This is a genomic window from Mycobacterium sp. MS1601, from assembly GCF_001984215.1.
GTDB lineage: Bacteria > Actinomycetota > Actinomycetes > Mycobacteriales > Mycobacteriaceae > Mycobacterium.
This window is the reverse complement of sequence record NZ_CP019420.1, coordinates 5258016-5274522: the sequence shown is the minus strand read 5'-3', so window position 1 is coordinate 5274522 and position 16507 is coordinate 5258016. Positions and strand designations below refer to the sequence as shown.

At 66.3% G+C, this 16507-nt stretch carries 16 protein-coding genes and 1 tRNA gene; 2 read left to right on the top strand and 15 right to left on the bottom strand.

Annotated features, from left to right (window positions below):
* Positions 1-215 precede the first annotated feature (215 nt).
* Complete coding sequence (locus BVC93_RS25390) at positions 216-419, top strand: hypothetical protein (protein WP_083739859.1); 204 nt, start codon at positions 216-218, stop codon at positions 417-419.
* A gap of 197 nt (positions 420-616) precedes the next feature.
* Here the strand turns inward: BVC93_RS25390 and BVC93_RS25385 are convergent, their stop codons facing one another.
* Positions 617-955, bottom strand: coding sequence for an RNA polymerase-binding protein RbpA (locus BVC93_RS25385; protein WP_083739858.1), 339 nt, complete (start codon positions 953-955; stop codon positions 617-619).
* 369 nt (positions 956-1324) lie between these two features.
* Positions 1325-1398, bottom strand: a tRNA-Pro gene (locus BVC93_RS25380).
* Positions 1399-1498: 100 nt separating this feature from the next.
* Between BVC93_RS25380 and BVC93_RS25375 the strand changes: the two genes are divergently transcribed.
* Positions 1499-2983 carry a cryptochrome/photolyase family protein gene (locus BVC93_RS25375; protein WP_083739857.1) on the top strand — a complete coding sequence of 495 codons (1485 nt, stop codon included), beginning with the start codon at positions 1499-1501 and terminating at the stop codon, positions 2981-2983.
* Positions 2984-2989: 6 nt separating this feature from the next.
* On the opposite strand, the gene BVC93_RS25370 is transcribed toward BVC93_RS25375, so the two are convergent.
* From BVC93_RS25370 to recN, 13 genes are all read right to left on the bottom strand, one after another.
* Positions 2990-3757: a sulfite exporter TauE/SafE family protein gene (locus BVC93_RS25370; protein WP_192860425.1), complete on the bottom strand. Its 768-nt coding sequence runs from the start codon at positions 3755-3757 to the stop codon at positions 2990-2992.
* Positions 3758-3796: 39 nt separating this feature from the next.
* Positions 3797-5221, bottom strand: coding sequence for a ribosome biogenesis GTPase Der (gene der / locus BVC93_RS25365; protein WP_083739855.1), 1425 nt, complete (start codon positions 5219-5221; stop codon positions 3797-3799).
* Positions 5218-5889 carry a (d)CMP kinase gene (cmk, locus tag BVC93_RS25360; RefSeq protein ID WP_083739854.1) on the bottom strand — a complete coding sequence of 224 codons (672 nt, stop codon included), beginning with the start codon at positions 5887-5889 and terminating at the stop codon, positions 5218-5220. Before cmk ends, der begins: the two co-directional genes overlap by 4 nt.
* A complete protein-coding gene (locus BVC93_RS25355; RefSeq protein ID WP_083739853.1) occupies positions 5886-6626 on the bottom strand; it encodes a pseudouridine synthase in 741 nt (246 codons plus the stop codon). Before BVC93_RS25355 ends, cmk begins: the two co-directional genes overlap by 4 nt.
* Position 6627: 1 nt before the next feature.
* On the bottom strand, positions 6628-7323 hold the full coding sequence (scpB, locus tag BVC93_RS25350) for an SMC-Scp complex subunit ScpB (RefSeq protein ID WP_083739852.1): 696 nt from the start codon (positions 7321-7323) through the stop codon (positions 6628-6630).
* Complete coding sequence (locus tag BVC93_RS25345; protein ID WP_192860424.1) at positions 7320-8168, bottom strand: segregation/condensation protein A; 849 nt, start codon at positions 8166-8168, stop codon at positions 7320-7322. Before BVC93_RS25345 ends, scpB begins: the two co-directional genes overlap by 4 nt.
* The gene (locus BVC93_RS25340; protein WP_083739851.1) at positions 8156-9022 is read right to left on the bottom strand and encodes a ParA family protein; all 867 of its coding nucleotides are present in this window, start codon (positions 9020-9022) and stop codon (positions 8156-8158) included. The genes BVC93_RS25345 and BVC93_RS25340 overlap by 13 nt, the downstream gene beginning before the upstream one ends.
* Before the next feature lie 69 nt (positions 9023-9091).
* Positions 9092-10039, bottom strand: a complete 948-nt coding sequence (gene xerD / locus BVC93_RS25335) for a site-specific tyrosine recombinase XerD (RefSeq protein WP_083739850.1) — start codon at positions 10037-10039, stop codon at positions 9092-9094.
* Positions 10036-10662: an NUDIX domain-containing protein gene (locus BVC93_RS25330; protein ID WP_083739849.1), complete on the bottom strand. Its 627-nt coding sequence runs from the start codon at positions 10660-10662 to the stop codon at positions 10036-10038. The genes xerD and BVC93_RS25330 overlap by 4 nt, the downstream gene beginning before the upstream one ends.
* Positions 10652-12397, bottom strand: coding sequence for a CTP synthase (locus BVC93_RS25325; RefSeq protein WP_192860101.1), 1746 nt, complete (start codon positions 12395-12397; stop codon positions 10652-10654). The genes BVC93_RS25330 and BVC93_RS25325 overlap by 11 nt, the downstream gene beginning before the upstream one ends.
* A gap of 110 nt (positions 12398-12507) precedes the next feature.
* Positions 12508-13449: a copper transporter gene (locus BVC93_RS25320; protein WP_083741323.1), complete on the bottom strand. Its 942-nt coding sequence runs from the start codon at positions 13447-13449 to the stop codon at positions 12508-12510.
* The gene (steA, locus tag BVC93_RS25315; protein WP_083741322.1) at positions 13446-14633 is read right to left on the bottom strand and encodes a putative cytokinetic ring protein SteA; all 1188 of its coding nucleotides are present in this window, start codon (positions 14631-14633) and stop codon (positions 13446-13448) included. The genes BVC93_RS25320 and steA overlap by 4 nt, the downstream gene beginning before the upstream one ends.
* A 105-nt stretch (positions 14634-14738) precedes the next feature.
* Positions 14739-16505 (bottom strand): DNA repair protein RecN, encoded by a 1767-nt coding sequence (gene recN, locus BVC93_RS25310; RefSeq protein WP_083739848.1) that lies wholly within the window; start codon positions 16503-16505, stop codon positions 14739-14741.
* Positions 16506-16507: the final 2 nt, after the last annotated feature.

The window sequence follows — 16507 nt, the reverse complement described above, 5'->3', positions numbered from 1 at the left end:
CAAGTCACCTCGCCAGAGCATGACCAAGAAATCCGGCAAGTCGCTCAAAGAGAAGCGCGCCGACAAGCGCGCAGGCCAAGCCGGCCAGCCGTGATCCGAGGATGTTCTACACGCCAAGAAGCACTAGCCGTCACCCTGGTACCGCGGTCCGACCACCTGTCGGACCGCGCGGCCTCAGCTGCGCCCAAAAGGCTTGTCCACAGAGGAAATAGGCAATGACAGTACAAGTGACGCGCAGCGACGGCGGCACCGACGAGTTCGCCAGATTCGGCGATCGCTTTGCCAAGCACGGTGACGGCTCACTGGAGATCATCCGCGTCGGCGCCGCGCAGCCCACCACGTACGCAGCAGGCCTCTGGACCGAGGTCAGCGGCGACGAAAAGCGCAAGCATCACAGTCGTTTTCGCCGCCGCACCTGATCTCAGTTACCCGAGTCGACGGGAACCATCTGTTCGGCTTGCTCTGTCACCGCGCGGCACTCAGCACATTCGCGGCCGAGCGTGATCCTTCGTAGCGCTTTGTCGGGATACAACTTCCGGAAGCATTCCAAGCAGATCTTCCTCGTTGTCACGGCAGCGCGGGCCCATCCGGCAGCCGCGCAGTCGAGGCGATCAAGCTAGCTGCCCCGGCGGCGTAACTCGATGATTGCCAGCCGCTCTTTCAACAGGGTCTCGAGTTCCTCGACAGTGCGACGTTCCAACACCATGTCCCAATGGGTGCGGACCCGCTTGCCCTTCTTCGGCATGGGTGCCTCACCGTCCAGCAGGAGCCCCTCCATCCCGTTACGGCATGCCCAAACGCCGGGGATCTCGGCGTCAGTGGCGAACGGAACGTCGAACTCTTTGCCGTCCGGAGTGCGGTAACGCGCGACATGAGTCGGCGTAGGGCCCGTGTTGCGTTCGGTTTCATAGCTGATGGCACCAAGGCGGCTACCTTTGATGCGTTGGTTGGCCATCGTCAGCGGTCGCGGACTAGGCGGAGTGATTCAGTGAACTTCGGTTGCACGGCAATCCGTTTCGAGAGGCAGAGGGTCGTTGTCCGAACCGCTACGCACCTTTGGCGCACTGTATGCCTGCATGCCCGTCAAACGGAGGTTCTGCCTCAAGCCTAGCGCATAGAGTATCTAGGGCGTCTATGCAAGTGCTCCCAGACGCCCTTTCGGGTGACCGCCGGGGAGATCAGCTCACCACGAAGTTGGACGTCCGTGGGCACATCGTGTGACACCGCTCAGCGGAGAACATTCCGGCGACGACACACCGAGCGTTTAGGTAAGCCGACAAATGGAGGCGGCTCCTCGTTTCCGAGAAACCGCCTCTGGCCTAAGTCGGGCTGACAGGATTTGAACCTGCGACCACTTGACCCCCAGTCAAGTGCGCTACCAAGCTGCGCCACAGCCCGCGGCGCTGCCGGGATCGCCGGCAGCGGTCGAAAGCTTACATCAGCGTGACCCGGGAACCGAAACCGCGGTGACCCGCCGCGCAGTGGGCATCCCCACACCGTGACGAAGGACGACACTCCTCTGTGGCTGTTCGCCGACCAACTCGGCCCGGCGGTCTACGGCGGCCAGCACGCGCACCGCCAGGTGCTGCTGGTCGAAGCCAAGTCCGCGCTGACCAAGCGGCGCTACCACCGCCAGAAACTGCACCTCGTTCTCTCGGCGCTGCGGCACGCAGAAAAGGACCTCGGCGACCGCGCCACCCTGGTCCGGGCCGACACCTACACCGAGGCTCTCGAGCAGTTCGGCCGCCCAGTCCTGGTGCACGAACCCACCTCGCATGCCGCAGAGAAATTCGTCCACCGACTCCGCAAGCAAGGTCTGATCAAAGACGTCCTACCCACACCGACGTTTGCACTTGGACGTCAAGAGTTCGAACACTGGGCCGGCGAGCGCACCAAGTTCCGCATGGAGGACTTCTACCGCGACCAACGCCGTCGCTTCGACATCTTGATGCGCGGCTCCGAACCGGAGGGCGGCACGTGGAACTACGACCACGACAATCGCGAACCGCCACCCCGAAAGCAGACGACGCTCGAGGTTCCCAAGCCCTACCAGCCGCGCGAAGACGACATCGACCAGCAGATCCGCAAAGACCTCGACACCATGAAACTGGACACCGTGGGCGTCGACGGTCCCCGCCTGTTCGCCGTCACACCGGCCGAAGCCAGGCGCGCACTGCAGCGGTTCATCGAACACCGTCTCGGCACGTTCGGTCGCTTCGAGGATGCGATGTTGGGCCAGGACTGGGCAATGTCGCATTCGCTGCTGTCGGTGCCGTTGAACCTCGGGGTGCTGCACCCATTGGACGCCGTGCACGCCGCTGAGCAGGCGTACCGCGACGGTCAGGCGCCGCTGGCAGCGGTCGAGGGATTCATCCGCCAGATCCTCGGCTGGCGGGAGTACATGTGGCACCTGTACTGGCACTTCGGTGCGGACTACACCCGCAAGAACAAGCTGGGCGCCACCACACCACTACCGCAGTGGTGGGCCGATCTGGACTCCGACACCGTCACCGCCGAATGCCTGCGCCACGCGTTGCAAGGCGTCCGCGACCGCGGGTGGACCCACCACATCCAACGGCTGATGATCCTCGGCAGCCACGCGCTACAGCGCGGCTACCGGCCCGATGAACTCACCGAATGGTTCGCCACCACCTACGTCGACGGCTTCCGCTGGGTAATGCCCACCAACGTCGTCGGCATGAGCCAGCACGCCGACGGGGGCCTGTTGGCGACCAAGCCGTACACCTCCGGTGGCGCCTACATCAACAAGATGAGCGACCACTGCGGCAGCTGCGCCTACGACCCCAAGAAGCGCCTCGGCGAGGACGCCTGCCCGTTCACTGCCGGGTACTGGGCCTTCGTGAATCGGCACCGCGACCTGCTGGAGAAGAACAACCGCACGCAGCGGATGGTGTCGTCCATGGACCGCCTCAAAGACCTCGACGCCGTGCTGGAACAGGAAATCGACCGCAGCACCTTCTGATCACAACTAGACCGTGAGCAGCCGCCACAATCCGATCAGGCCCACCACCACGATCACCGCGCGCAGCACTCCGGGCGAGAGTCGACGGCCGTAATGCGCGCCGAGGAAGCCGCCGATGGTCGAGCCCACCGCGATCAACAACACCACCAACCAGCTGATGCGGTCGAACGCCACCACCGTGTAGGCCACGGCGGCAACCAGATTCACGATGAGCGACAGCAGGTTCTTCACCGCGTTCATCTGCTGCATCGACTCGGTGAGCAGCGCGCCCATGATGCCGACCAGCAGGATGCCTTGGGCAGCGGTGAAGTAGCCGCCGTAGATTCCCACGGCAAAAGTGCCGGCCACCAGTGCGGTCAGTTTGGCCGGCGGTAGGTGACCTGGCGGGTTGCCGGCTATCTCGGCCCGCCGACGCGCCCACGCCTGAATCCGGGGCCCCAGGACCACCAACACCAGGGCCGCGACCAACAGCACGGGAACAACCTGGATGAAGACCTTGTCCGGTAGGTGCAGCAGTAACCACGCTCCCACCAGCGACCCCAGGAACGAGGCGGGCATCTGCCACTTCAGCAGCCTGCCCTGCCCCTTGAGTTCGCGGCGGTAGCCCCAGGTCCCGGACACTCCACCGGCCACCAGGCCCACCGCGTTGGACATCGTGGCTGTGACCGGCGGAAATCCGAGTGCGACCAGCGTCGGGAAGGTGATCAAGGTGCCCGACCCGACCACTGCGTTGATTGCTCCCGCTCCGACTCCGGCCAACGCGATCAGGATCATGTGAGTGACGGACACTCGGGCAACCCTATCGAGGCCGCGTCAGCGCGAGCGCGCGCCCCGCTTCTCGCGCACCCGCACGTTGATCCGGATGGGGCTGCCTTCGAACCCGAACGTCTCACGCAGTCGACGCTCGAGGAAGCGTCGGTAGCCGGCCTCGAGGAACCCACTGGTGAACAACACGAAGGTGGGCGGACGTGAGGTGGCCTGGGTGGCAAACAGCACCCGGGGTTGCTTGCCGCCGCGCACCGGCGGCGGCGTGGCCGCGATGACCTCTTTGAGGAAGGTGTTGAGTCGGCCAGTGGGGATGCGGGTGTCCCACGATGCCAGCGACGTCTCCAACGCCGGTACCAGCTTCTGCACCGCGCGCCCTGTCATCGCGGAGATGTTCACCCGCGGTGCCCACTGCACCTGCGCCAAGTCGAGGTCGATCTCTTTTTCCAACAGGTAGCGCCGGTCCTCGTCCACCAGGTCCCACTTGTTGAACGCAAGTACCACCGCGCGGCCGGCCTCGATGACCATCGTCAGGATCCGTTGGTCCTGCTCGGTCAGCGGTTTGGACGCGTCGATCAAGATGATCGCCACTTCGGCGGCATCGATGGCGCCGTGGGTGCGCACCGAGGCGTAGAACTCATGGCCGCTGGCCTGCCCCACCTTGCGACGCAGACCGGCAGTGTCGACGAAACGCCACGTCTTGCCGCCCAATTCGATCAGCGAGTCCACCGGGTCGACAGTGGTTCCCGCCACGTCGTGCACCACCGAGCGCTCATCACCGGCCAGCCGGTTCAACAGCGAGCTCTTGCCCACGTTGGGTTTGCCCACCAACGCGACCCGGCGCGGTCCCCCGCCGGTGCTGCCGGCAATCTCGGAGACCTCGGGCAGGACCTTGAGCACCTCGTCCAACAGGTCCGCCACGCCGCGGCCGTGCATCGCACTCACCGGGTACGGCTCGCCCAGCCCCAGCGACCACAGCGCCGCGGCGTCCGGCTCCTGCCTCTCGCCGTCGATCTTGTTGGCCGCCAAAAACACCGGCTTGCCGGAGCGACGCAGGATCTTCGCCGCGGCTTCATCTCCGGAGGTGGCGCCCACCTGAGCGTCGACCACCATGATGATGACGTCGGCGGTGCGCATGGCCACCGCCGCCTGCTCGGCCACCAACTGCTGCAGGCCCTTGGCGTCGGGCTCCCACCCGCCGGTGTCCTGAACCATGAACCGGCGGCCGGTGTAGAGCGCTTCGTAGGACACCCGGTCGCGGGTGACGCCGGGAAGATCCTGCACAACGGCCTCACGGCGGCCCAGGATGCGGTTGACCAATGTCGACTTACCGACGTTGGGCCGACCCACCACCGCCACCACCGGTGGCGGTCCGCTGAAAGCCTCGAGGTCCTCGGCGAACTCCGAACCGACGACATCCCAGTCGCTTTCGTCGTTCCAGACTCCGTCTGAGGGGAAAGACTCTTCGCTCATCGCATCGCTCCGCTGCTCTGGTGCACAAGATCGAGCAGGTGCGCGATCACCTGGTCCTGCGTCATGTCACTGGTGTCGACCACCAGCGCGTCGTCGGCGGCGCGCAACGGCGAAACCGCCCTGGTGGAATCGAGGTGGTCGCGGCGCTGAACATCAGCCAGCACACCCTCGTAGTCGTCGGGGAATCCGGCGGCGACGTTCTGATCGTTGCGCCGCCGTGCGCGGGTCTCCGCCGAAGCGGTCAGGAAGATCTTGACGTCGGCGTCCGGCAGCACCACCGTGCCGATGTCGCGACCCTCGACCACGACACTGCCTGCTTCCGAGGCCAATTGGCGTTGCAGGGCCACCAGACGGGTGCGTACCTCCGGCACCGCGGAGACCGCGGATACCGCGCCGGTGACGGCATCACCGCGGATCTCTGCCGAGACGTCCTCGTCGGCCAGGTAGGCACGGTCCTCGTCAGGGTCGTATCCCACCGACACCGGAACCTCGACCGCCGCAATGGCCGCAGGGTCGTCGAGGGCGACCCCAGACCGCAGCACCCCCAGGGTCACGATGCGGTACATCGCGCCGGTGTCGAGATAGCGGGCCTGTAGGCCACGCGCCAAACCCCTTGACACAGAGGACTTTCCGGTACCCGCAGGCCCGTCGATGGCAACCACACTCACAGGCCGACCGCCTTGTACAACTCGCCGACTTCCTTGCGGGTCAACACCCGGATGGTCTCGATCTTCTGCTCGCCCAACGTCACGTCGCCGATGGCCGTGCGCACCAGCGCCTCGACCGGGAAGCCGACGTGTTCGAGCAGGCGGCGCACGATGCGGTTACGGCCCTCGTGCAACGTCACCCGTACCAGTGACTTACCGGGGATGGTGTCGACCAGAGAGAAATCGTCGACACTGGCGGGTCCGTCGTCGAGCTCGACACCCTCACGCAACGTGTTACCCAAGCCCTTGGGTACCTTGCCGGAGACCGTCGCCAGATACGTTTTCGGGATCTCATACGACGGGTGCGTCAACCGGTGGGCCAGCTCCCCGTCGTTGGTCAGCAGGATCAGGCCCTCGGTGTCGGCGTCGAGACGACCGACGTGGAACAGCTTCTTGTTCCCCCGCACCCGGTGCTCCACCACGTCACCGATACAGGGGCGACCCAGTTCGTCGGACATGGTCGAGTACATGCCGATCGGTTTGTTCAGCGCCAGGTACATCAGTTCGTCGTCGACCTGGACGCGGACGCCGTCGACCCGGATCACCGACACCGCAGGGTCCACCCTGGAACCCAACTCGGTGACGATATGCCCGTCGACCTCCACGCGGCCATCGGTGATCATGCGTTCGGCCACCCGCCGGGAGGCGATGCCCGCCTGTGACAACACCTTTTGCAGGCGTATGCCCTCTTCAGCCATCTCAGTCCTCGTCCATCTCGATTGCCGGCGGCACTTCGGGGGCGGCCGCCGGATTCAGTTTCATGAAGCGAGGCTCGGTTTCGAGGTTCTCGCTGATGTCGTCGATCACGTCGACACCGGGCAACAACGGCGCGATGTCGGGTAGATCGGTCAGGGAGGTCAACCCCAAGCGCTCCAGGAACAGTTCCGTGGTGGCGAACGTCACGGCACCGGTGTCGGGGTCGGTGCCCGCTTCGGTGATCAGCCCGCGGGCCACCAGGGTGCGGATCACCGCGTCGACGTTGACCCCGCGCACGGCGCTGACCCGGGCCCGGGTCACCGGCTGGCGGTAGGCGATCACCGCAAGCGTCTCCAGAGCAGCGCGGGTCAGCTTGGACCGGGCGCCGTCGAGCAGCAACCGTTCCACGTACGGCGCGTAACGCGATCGGGTGTACATCCGCCAGCCGCCCGCTGCCTCACGCAGGTCGATGCCACTGTCGCGGGCGGCCAGCCCTGCGGCCATCTGCTGCAGTGTGGCCGCGATCCGGTCAGCGGGCTGGTCGGTGGCCGACGTCAGCTGCTCGAGTGTGACGGGAGTGTCGACCACGAGCAGCAACGCCTCCAGCACCCGTTCGAGTTCGTCGTCATCGAGTTCAGGAGAGTCCAGTTCGAGGGTGGGGACGTCCACGCCGAGGTCGTCGGAAACCTCGTCGGTCATGATTGATCCCGTTCTTCCGCCGACTCGTCGTCCACCTGAATTTCTTGGCTGGTCGGGCTGTCTCCGGTCCATGAAACCTGGAGCACACCAAGTGGTTCTGCTTGCTCGAATGCTACCGCCCTGGCTCGGTAGAGTTCGAGCAGCGCCAGGAAGCGGCCGACGATCTGCACCGGTGTGTCACAGTCAGCCACCAGTTCGCCGAAGCTGGCCCATTCCCCGGACCCGCGCTGCTCGAGAAAGCGCAGCATGATCTCGGCCTGTTCAGGGACCGACACCCGTGAGTAGTGGATGTGATCGGTGGCCACCGTGGGAACCGGTCGCGGGGCGAAGGCCGTGGCGGCGATCTGCGCGAAGGCCGCGCCGTCGACACCCAACATCACTTCGGGCAGCAAGTCGGCGAACCGGTCCTCCAGCGACACTGCGCGCGGGTAGCTGCGCAGCGCGCTGGCCTCCAGTTCGGCGAACATCTGCGCGACGTGCTTGAAGGCGCGGTACTGCAGCAGACGCGCGAAGAGCAGATCGCGCACTTCCAGCAGCGCCATGTCCTCGTCGTCCTCGACCTGCCCGGCCGGCAATAGCCGGGCCGCCTTGAGGTCCAGCAACGTGGCCGCCACCACGAGAAACGCCGTGGTCTCCTCGAGGGAGAGCTGGGACCCGAACTGCTTGGTGTAGGCGATGAAGTCGTCGGTGACCTGGTGCAGTGCCACTTCGGTGACGTCGAGGCGGTGCGCGAAGATCAACTGCAACAGCAGATCGAAGGGGCCTTCGAAATTGCTCAGCTTGACCTTGAATCCGGCCTGGGTGTCCTCCTGCTCGGGAGTCTGAGGCTCGCTCACGTGCCGAATCGGTCGATGACCTCGCGGGCCAGAGATCGATACGCTTGTGCGCCAGTGGATTTCGGCGCCCAACTGGTGATGGGCTCGCCGGCCACACTGGTCTCGGGGAAGCGCACGGTGCGGGTGATCACGGTGTCGAACACCAGATCGCCGAACCGCTCGACCACCCTTGCCATCACCTCGCGGGCGTTGACGGTGCGGGCGTCGTAGCGGGTGATCAGAATGCCGCTGATGGACAGCCGCGGGTTCAGTCGGTCATGCACCTTGGCCACGGTGTCGGTGAGCAGCGCCAGCCCACGCAGCGAGAAGTACTCACACTCGGTGGGGATGATCACCCCGTCGGAGCAGGCCAGCCCGTTGACGGTCAACAGGCCCAGCGAGGGCTGGCAGTCGATCAGCACGTAGTCGTAGCGGTCCAGCACCGGATACAGCGCACGGGCCAGGGTCTGCTCGCGGCCCACCTCGTTGACCAGCTGGATCTCCGCGGCGGACAGGTCGATGTTGCTGGGCACCAGGTCCAGCCCGGCCACCCGGGTCTTGATGATCACCTCGTCGATGGACACCCGCGGCTCCACCAGCAGGTTGTGCACGGTGTTGTCCAGGTCGTAGTGCGGCACCCCGAGTCCTGCCGACAGCGCGCCCTGGGGGTCCAGGTCCACCAGCAGGACGCGGCGGCCGTAGTCGGCCAACGCGGCACCGAGGTTGATCGTCGACGTGGTCTTGCCGACGCCACCCTTCTGGTTGCACATGGCGATGACCGTTGCCGGCCCGTGGCTGTTCAGCGGTGCGGGCTCGGGAATCGACCGCGGCGGACGACCAGTGAGGCCGAGCGGCAGCTCGTCAGCAGTATCGTCGGCGGACATCCGGGAAAGTCTAACGGTTCACTACGCCCGCGCAGCGAGACCCACACGTAATCTCACCAGCAGATATGGCTAGCGTGCCCGCGGATGGGCGCCGGCCCACACTTCACGCAGGGCGTGCACGGTCACCAGGGTGTAGATCTGGGTGGTGGTCACCGAGGCGTGACCGAGGAGTTCCTGGACGACGCGGACGTCGGCACCACCGTCGAGCAGGTGGGTGGCGAAACTGTGCCGCAGGGTGTGCGGAGACACCGCCGCCGAGATTCCGGCCCGCTCAGCCGAGTCCTGGAGCACCTGCCAGGCGCTTTGCCGGGACAGCCGACCACCGCGGGCGTTGAGGAAGATGGCCGGGGTGCCGCGCCCGCGCCGCGCCAGGTCGGGGCGTCCGCGCACCAGGTAGGCGTCGAGCGCGGCGACGGCCGGCCTACCGACGGGAACCAGCCGTTGCTTGCCGCCCTTGCCGCGAAGCAGCACCGAGCGCGCCTCGGTGTCGATGTCGTCGACGTCCAGGCCGACAGCCTCGGAGATACGGGCGCCGGTTGAGTAGAGCAGTTCCAGCAGAGCCCGATTTCGCAGCGTCAGCGGGCCGTCGGAGGCGTCGTCTCCGCCGGCGCCTTCCAGCAGCGCGATCACCTCGTCGACAGACAGACTCTTGGGCAGCCGACGTCCGGGGGTGGGTGGTTTCACCGCCCTGGCGACATCGACGGTGGTGAGACCTTCTGCGGTGGCGAACTTGTGCAGCCCACGCACCGCGATCACCGCACGGGCCGCCGAGACCGCCGACAGCGCGACCGTCCCGCTATCGGCGTCGCCGCGGCGAAGTTCCACCAGGAAGTCGCTGACGTCGGCCTCGGTGACGTCAGCCAGGTCGCCGATTCCCCGGGCGGTGAGGTGTTCGTGATAACGGCGCAGGTCTCGGCGGTACGAGCTGAGGGTGTTGGCCGCGACACCGCGTTCGATCGTCAGGTGGTCGAGATACCCCTGCAACTGATGATCCAGCGACGTCGCGACGGTGGTCATCGGCCGGCCACGCGCTCGGCGAACCTGGTGGGCCGGTCTACCCATTCAGCGTCCACCGGACGTGGTTGCGCTACGCCCTCGCGCACCGCCCACGCCGCGAGGATTCCAGCCACGGCAAGGGAATTGACGATCTCACCGCTGAACACCCGCCGCACCGCGTCGGCCAGTGGCACCCGCTCGGTGCGCATGTCGGCCTCTTCGTCATGCGCCTCGGGGCGCTCGACGTCGCGCAGCCCGGTGGCCAGATAGAGCCGCACACTCTCGTCGCTGAATCCCGGTGCCGAGTCGACGTCGACGAGCACACTCCAGTTCTCGGCCGCCAAACCCGCCTCTTCGACCAGCTCGCGTTGCGCCGTGAGAGACGGGTCCTCACCGTCGATGTCGAGCAGGCCGGCGGGCAGCTCCCAGAGCCGACGGCCCAGCGGGTGACGGTACTGATACACCAGGACTATCTGGTCCTGCTCGTCGAGTGCCGCCACTGCCACCGCACCGAAATGCTCCACCACCTCGCGGCGGGCCGTACCGCCCCCGGGCATGCTGACTTCGTCGGCGCGCAGCGCGAAGATCTTGCCGGTGTACACCGTCTCACTGGCGACGGTCGCAAAACTGTGGTCAGGCGCCATGTGAGGACGACTCGGCGACCAACTGCGCACCGTTGGAATGCTGTTCAGTGTCGAGCGGCAGCCGCTCGGCCACCTTGTAGTCGATGGCCGCACCGATGAACGCGGCGAACAACGGGTGCGGCCGAGTGGGGCGGCTCTTGAGCTCCGGGTGGGCCTGAGTGCCGACCAGGAACGGATGCACGTCCTTGGGATACTCGACGAACTCGACGAGATGACCGTCGGGTGAGGTGCCGGAGAACCGCAGCCCACTCTCCGCGATCTTGTCTCGATAGGCGTTGTTGACCTCGTAGCGGTGCCGGTGCCGCTCGGACACCTCGACGGCACCATAGGCGTTGGCGACAATCGAATTCTTCTGCAACACAGCCGGATACGCGCCCAGCCGCATGGTGCCACCCAGGTCGGCCTCGCCGGCGACGATCTCCTCCTGGTCGGCCATGGTGGAGATCACCGGGTCAGGGGTGTCGGGATCGAACTCTGCCGAGCTGGCCTCGGTGAGCCCTACCGAGCGCGCCGCCTCGATGACGATGCACTGCAGGCCCAGACACAATCCGAGCACCGGGATGCCCCGCCTGCGGGCGTAGTTGATGGCGCCGACCTTGCCTTCGATACCGCGGATGCCGAAACCGCCGGGGATCAGCACACCGTGCACGTCGTCTAGTTCGGCGGCCGCACCCGACGCCGATTCGCAGTCGTCGGAAGGCACCCACCGGATCTCGACCTTGGTGTAGTGCTTGAAGCCACCGGCACGCAAAGCCTCGGCCACCGAAAGGTAGGCGTCGGAGAGATCGATGTACTTGCCCACCAACGCGATTCGCACGGTCTCCTTGGGATCGTGCACCCGGCTCAGCAGGTCGTTCCACTGCGTCCAGTCGACGTCACGGAACGGTAGGTTGAGCCGTCGGATCACGTAGGCGTCGAGCTCCTCGCGGTGCAGCACCTTGGGGATCTCGTAGATGGACGGCGCATCGGGGGTCGAGATGACACCGTCGACGTCCACGTCGCACATCAGCGCGATCTTGTCCTTCAGCGACTCCGGCACGTCCCGGTCGCAGCGCAGGATCAGCGCGTCCGGGGTGATACCGATGTTGCGCAACGCAGCAACCGAGTGCTGCGTGGGTTTGGTCTTCAGCTCACCCGAGGGCTTGAGGTAGGGCACCAGCGAGACGTGCAGGAAAAAGCAGTTCTCCCGCCCCACCTCGTGGCGAACCTGCCGGGCAGCCTCCAGGAACGGCAGCGATTCGATGTCGCCGACGGTGCCGCCGATCTCGGTGATCACCACGTCCGGGCGGTTGCCGTTGGCATCCGGCACAGCCATGGCCAGGATGCGGTTCTTGATCTCGTCGGTGATGTGCGGGATGACCTGCACGGTGTCACCGAGGTACTCACCGCGGCGTTCCTTGGCGATCACCGCCGAATACACCTGGCCCGTGGTGACATTGGCATGGCCGGAGAGATCGCGGTCCAGGAAGCGCTCGTAGTGGCCGACGTCGAGGTCTGTCTCGGCGCCGTCCTCGGTGACGAACACTTCACCGTGCTGGAAGGGATTCATGGTGCCGGGGTCGACGTTGAGGTACGGATCGAGCTTCTGCATCGTCACGTACAGACCCCGCGCGGTGAGCAACTGGCCGAGGCTACTCGCGGTCAGCCCCTTGCCGAGCGAGGACACCACGCCACCGCTGACGAAGATGTGCTTGGTGGCGGTTTGCGGGTGCTTGCGTAACGATGGCAAGTGCATCCTTCCCGTGGAAAACAAAGCAGCAGAAACGCGGCTTGGGCCTGCTGACCCACGGAATCTCACCTTAACACCGACGCCGACAAGCTGTCGCCAACGCGCCGGTGCGGTCGCTATTGGGTGACGGTGACCGCCGTCGCACCCTGCCCGACACCGTACTGCCCGGGTTTGCCACCGGCCGCCAGATCCTGGACGCCCAGCACAGTGGTGATGCGGCCGGACTCCACACCCACGTCGTCGACGGTGCTCACCACAGCGTTCAAGCTCGGGTCGGACCGCACCACGGCGACGGCGGCGGTGCCACTGGCGGAGCCGTCTCGACCGGCCAGCACCACTCCGGAACCGTGCGGCGCCAGTGCCGCGGCGAACCGCGCAACGGTGGCCCCCTGATTACCCGCGTCGTCACCCAGTCCGGCGCCGGTGACCACCACAGCGGCGTCGGCCGCCCCGATAGCACCGTCGGGATAGGACAGGAATCCGGTCTCGCGAAGCGAGGCCAACACCGTCTCGCGCTGCTCGTCGTTGACCCTCGGGGCCGCCGGGTCGCGCGGCGTCAGCAAGGCGATGCCCAGCAGATCGCCCGCTTGCGAGCCCTGGTCCACCAGCGTCGAACTGAGCTGCGTACCGGCGGGCAGCACCGAGGACCCGACGACAGTGCGTAGTTTCTCGGCCGAGTTGGCGTCGACGAACTCCTGGGTGAGTTCGAGCGTGGCGGTGACGGTGCCCCCGGCCTGACCGATGATCCGCGCCACCGCATCGACGTCGCCGTCGTCGGCATCCGGGGTACGAAACAGCACCACAGACTTCTCGGCCAGTGCGGCGCCGACGATGCGCCCAGCTACCTGCGTATCGAAATCGTTTGCAGCACTGAGCCTCTCGTTCAGCACATTCTTCTCGTCGGTGAGCTCGTTGATCTGGCCGTGCAGGTCCCGCTTCTCATCCCGCAAACCAGAGAGCAGCGTGTCGGACAACAGACCCGACCCCAGCACCACCCCGATGGCCAGCGCCAGGAACACCGCGGCCAGCGAGATGGCATGTGAGCGCAGGGTGATCACGAGGTCACCCAGTGCTGAACCCACTGCGAGAACTTGTGCCAGTACTGCACCACCCAGTCGATGACCACGGCGTCGGTCTGCGACACCATCAGCGCGACGATGACGGCCACCAGCATCGCGAGCACCAGCATCGCGATCGAGCCGCCGGAGATCCGGCTGCGGTACAGCGTCGCGACGGCCTTGGCGTCCACCAGCTTCTCCCCCACCTTCAGACGGGTCAGGAAGGTCGACGGGTTGGTGCGCTGCCGGGTCCGGTCGAAGAACTCTTCGATGCTGGCCGTGTGCCCGGCGGTGACGATCAACGCGGCACCATGGTGATCGGCCAACAGCAGCGCCAGATCGGCAGCCGAGCCGGCGGCGGGGAAGGTCATGGCTCCGACACCGAGATCCTGGATGCGCTCGAGGCCCTGTGCATGTCCGTCGGCGTCTGCGGGCAGCACCACCTGGGCGCCGGACTTCAGTGCATCAGCGCTGATCTGCTCGGGATCGCCGACGATCAGCTGCGGGCGATAACCGGCCTTGCGAATCAGGTCGGCACCCGTGCCGACGCCGATCAGCACCGGCTGGTACTCCTTGATGAATGGCTTCAGCGCTTTGAGATCCTCAGCGGCACAAGGCTCTTCCGCCACCACTACGACATGGCGGCGGCGCAGGTCCACGTCGATGTCGGGGATTCCGATGCCGTCGATCAGCAGCGGGCTCTCACTGCGGATGAATTCGATGGTATTGCCCGCGAATGCTTCCAGGTGTGCCACCAGACCACTCTTGGCCTCGTGCATCATCTCGTTGATGTCTTCGTCGGACCGTTCGGCACCGAGCGCCAGCCGACGGTCGCCGGCGTACACGCCACCGTTGTGCAGCCGGATCTTGGCGCCGTCCTTGATCTTCTTGAAGACGTCGGGGCCGGTCTCGTCGATCAAGGTGATGCCGTTGCCCACCAACACCTCGGGGCCGAGATTGGGGTAACGGCCCGAGATGGACGGTGATGCGTTGACGACGCCGGCGATGTTGGCGTCCACGAGGGCGTCGGCGGTGGCGCGGTCGAGATCGAGGACGTCGAGGACAACGATGTCCCCGGGCTCGACTCGCCGCAGCAGTCGGTCGATGTCGCGGTCGACACGGGCGGTACCCATGACGCCAGGTCGGGAGCTGCCGTTACGTGAGAGAAGCGCTGCCATCCGCATGGCGGTGATTCTGTAACCGAATTGCCGCATTGCTAGGGAGGCGCGCCGTAACACCAGCCTCACAAGTCACATTGCGTCACATCAGTAACAGCTCCGAAGCCGGTGCTACGTGGCGTCCTCGCGATCCCGCCGTGCGGCCTCGAGGAGTTCCTTGGCGTGCGCTCGGCCGGTGTCCGTCTCCCCCAGACCCGCCAGCATCCGCGCCAGTTCGGCTACCCGGTCGTCGTCGCCCAGCCGCTGCACACCGCTGGTGCCGTTCTTGCCCAGCGGCGCCACCACCAGGTGGGTGTCGGCGTAGGCCGCCACCTGCGGCAGGTGCGTGACGACGATGACCTGGTGGGTACGAGCCAGCCTCGCCAGCCTGCGCCCGATCTGTACGGCAGCCCGCCCGCCCACACCGGCATCCACTTCGTCGAACACCATCGTGGTGCCTTCAGCGGAGGCGGCCAGTACCACCTCCAGTGCAAGCATCACCCGGGATAGTTCACCTCCGGAGGCGCTCTTGCCCAACGGCAGGACGTTGCCGCCCCTGTGTGCGGTGAACCCGAACTCCACCAGATCGACGCCGTGTGATCCGGCGTGAACTCTCTGCCCCGAAGCCAGGGTCACCGGAGCGGTGTCGTCCTCGCGAGCCGGCAGCGGCGAGACCGTGATGGTGAACTCGGCATTGGTCATCGCCAGTCCGGCCAGCTCAGCGGTGACCGCCTTGGCCAGTCCTTTGGCGGCCTTGGTGCGGACCGCGCTCAGATCGGCGGCGGCCTTGGCCACCTTGGCGGCCAACTCGTCCACCTTCGTGCCCAGCTCGGCCAAAGCTTCCTCGGACACGTCGAGCTGCGACAACCGAGCCCGGGACTCGGCCGCCCAGCTCAGCACGCCGTCGACGTCGGCGGCGTACTTGCGGGTCAGCGACCTCAGCTCGGCCTGACGAGCCAGTTTCGACTCCAAGGTGCTGGCGTCGGTGGGCAGCCCCGACAGGATCCCACCGATCTCGCGGGACACGTCACCCACCACGGTCAGCGCTTCGGCGAGCTGACGGCCCAACGCCTGCAGTGCGGCATCGTCGCAGGAGTCCAGGGCACTGACCGCCGCACCGATGGCGCTGGTGGCCGACACTTCGCTGCCACCGTCGGCATCGTCGAGAACCCCCGACAACGCCGCCCGCGCCGTCGCGGCGGCTTCCCGCAGCGCGTCCAGTTCAGAGAGCCGCCGGATATCGGCCACCAACGCCTCGTCCTCGCCGGACTGCGGGTCCACGGTGTCGATTTCGTTGAGCGCAAACTGCAGGCGATCGGCCTCCTGTGCCAGATCTCGGGCCCGGTCGGTGCGTTCGAGGAGATCACGACGTGCCGCCAGCCACTGCTGGCGCAGCGTCCGGTACTTCTCCAGCTTGGCGTCGACGTCGGCGAAACGGTCCAGGGCACCGCGCTGCTCGTCGGGGCGCATCAGCCGCAGCTGGTCGTTCTGGCCGTGCAGCGTCAACAGTTGGGTGGTGAAGGTGCTCAACGATTTCGCCGGGACACTGCGCCCGCCGAGGTACGCCCGAGACGGGCCTTCGCGACTGACCGACCGCAGGGCAATGACACTGCCGTCGTCATCACGCTCGGACCCCGACGATTCCAGGATCTCGTCGATCTCGGAGGTCAACGACGCGTCCAGCTCCACAGTGGTGAAGCGGCCTTCGACCACGGCCTTCTCGGCACCCGAGCGCACGCGGTTGGCATCAGCGCGGGCTCCCCCGAGCAGGTGCAGGCCCGTCACCACCATGGTCTTGCCGGTGCCGGTCTCACCGGTGAGCACCGTCAGGCCACGGTCGAACTCGGCGTTGGCCGCGCTGATGGCGCCCAGAGCCTGAATGCGAATCTCGGCCAGCACAG